Here is a 2,346-nt window from a genome sequence, read left to right on the forward strand (position 1 = left end):
CCGCCAACGATTTGCGGTTGATCTGGTCGATCGACGGAAAACCGTTGGAACCGCGAGTGGTTTCGATCGACGCGAAATCAACATCGACCAATCGGCTGACGCACACGATCGATCAGGCCGGAATCCATGAAGTCGCCGCGACGATCGATCGTGGTGACGTGCTGGTCGACGACAATACGCGCAGCGTAGCCGTTGAGGTGATCAACGAGGTCAACGTGTTGTTGGTCGACGGACGGCCCGGCAATGAACCGCTCAGCGGACAAGCCGACTTTTTGGCCATCGCGCTGAGTCCCTTTGCCTTCGGCGGTGATGACCGCCCTGATCCGGTCCGCGCCGCCGTCGTAACGCCGAGACGGTTGGAATCCGCACTCGATGAAAATCCGACTCGCGTCATCGTGCTTTGCGGCGTCGGACAACTTTCCGATTCGGCCAAGCAACGGGTGGCGACCTTTGTCGATCAAGGTGGGGCGTTGGTCGTGTTCGACGGACCGAGTTTGCGTCCAGAGCTTTACAACCAGGTTTGGCGAAACCAGGACGCCGTGCTGTCATTCCCCGCGTCGCTCGGCGACGTCGTCGGAAATCCGGAGGTCGACAGCGGTGCCGCTGAAGAAACGTTTGCCATCGATCAACCGACCTCCCTGTACCAACCCTGGAAGATCCTGGCCCGCGGAAGCGACAACCCGATGTCGGCCGTCAACTTGTCGGCCTATCGTGCATTCACGATCGACGACGCGGAGGAAAGCGATTCGACCGATCGAAGTGTGTTGCTGCGAACCACCGGTGGAGCGCCGCTGGCGGTGATGGATGCCGTCGGCGACGGGACGGTCGTGCAGTTTGCGATTTCGGGAAATGCCGCCTGGACCAACCTGCCGCTGCGGCCCGTTTTCCTACCGCTGATTCAGCAAATGGTTCTCGATCTGGCCGGCAAACGGAGAGACGCCATGATTCAAGTGGGGCAACCGATCGTGATCAGCCCGAATGATTGGCCTGTTCCCAAGACGGAATGGGGCGCCGAAACCCGCGCCCGTTTCGCCGCACGCACGCCGCGAGGACAATTCGAACTCGAGACGCCCGACGCCGGCGAACCCGTGCGTCTGACGGCGACCTATGCCCCTGGTGTTTACACGATTCAAAAACGGGTGACCGATGTTGCCGATCCGGAAAAATCTGAAACCATGGAAACCCTGCGGATCGCGACGGTCGACGCGTCCGAGTCGATGTTGGTTGACGTCAGCCAAGAACGTCAACAAACGTTGGCGAACATTCTCGGCGCGCAGGTGTTCGAAAGCGCCGTGTTGCTGCAGGACGCCGACCGTTCGCGTTCCTTCGGACGCGAGATCTGGCGGGTGATTTTGGTGGCCCTGTTGATCGCGCTGGTCGCCGAGTTGTGGTTGCAGCAAAATCTGGTCGCCCGACGGAAAATCACGGGAGGCACTTCGTGATGGTTTCTCCCTTCGCATCGATCCGCTTCGCCGGAGATTTGCCGGCTTGGTTCGTCGGCATCCTCGCGCTGCTGGCGGTCACCGGAGTCGTCGTGCTTTATGCGCGAGAATCACGCTCGATCCGAACACCGTATCAATACTTGCTGCCGGCGCTGCGCGGAACCGCCGTCGCACTGGTCGTGTTCATCTTGGCCGGACCGGTTTGGCACCGCCGACAGGTGATCGGAACCCTCGGGCGGGTCGTGTTCGCGGTCGATACCTCGCGCAGCATGTCGCTGACCGACAGCCAATCGGAAACCACGGCGGACAATCGTTTGCAACGCGCGACGGCATCGCTGCTTGGCAACGCGACCGAGCCGGGTTGGCTGGAGCAGATCCAGAAGACTCATGCGATCGATGTCATCGCCTTCAGCAACTCCGATCCCGTCTCGATTTGGTCCTCCGATGACCAGACGGAACTGCCGACGGCCTTGGATTGGGCGGCCGACGGTCCGGCGACCAATCTGTCGCGCCCGCTTCAATCCATCCTTTCGACGATCAACTTAGACGCCGCAGCCGGTAAATCTTCAGCCGGTGATTCCTCAGCCGGTGACACCGCCGCTCTGTCGTCCGACGGTTCGGTTGATTCGGTCCGCCGTGCCGCGATCGTGTTGATGACCGACGGTCGTGACACCGAGACGGCGAAGCGATTGGAACGGTCGCCTCCCTCGGTCGCCAAACAACTCGCCAGCGGCGGAACGACGGTCAACGCGCTGGGGTTCGGTTCCGTGGATGAACCACCCGACGTCGGGATTGTCGAAGTCATCCGACCGGAAACCGTCGCAGCCGAAGGCAAATTGGCCGGCCAAGTGATTGTCAAACAATTCGGCCGGCAAGGCGAACCGGTTTTGGTGCGGATTGAATC

The 2,346-nt window shown here is 61.0% G+C and carries 1 protein-coding gene and 1 pseudogene; both read left to right on the top strand.

Annotated elements, in window-relative coordinates:
• Positions 1–1,442, top strand: a 1,442-nt coding sequence (locus tag ABX749_RS29780; protein ID WP_372899235.1) for a hypothetical protein, incomplete at its 5' end; no start/stop codon positions are given.
• Positions 1,439–2,346: pseudogene (locus tag ABX749_RS29785) on the top strand (VWA domain-containing protein); the annotation flags it as partial. The gene ABX749_RS29780 and the pseudogene ABX749_RS29785, both read left to right, overlap by 4 nt.

The organism is Stieleria sp. (genome assembly GCF_041595215.1).
Taxonomy (GTDB): Bacteria; Planctomycetota; Planctomycetia; order Pirellulales; family Pirellulaceae; genus Stieleria; species Stieleria magnilauensis.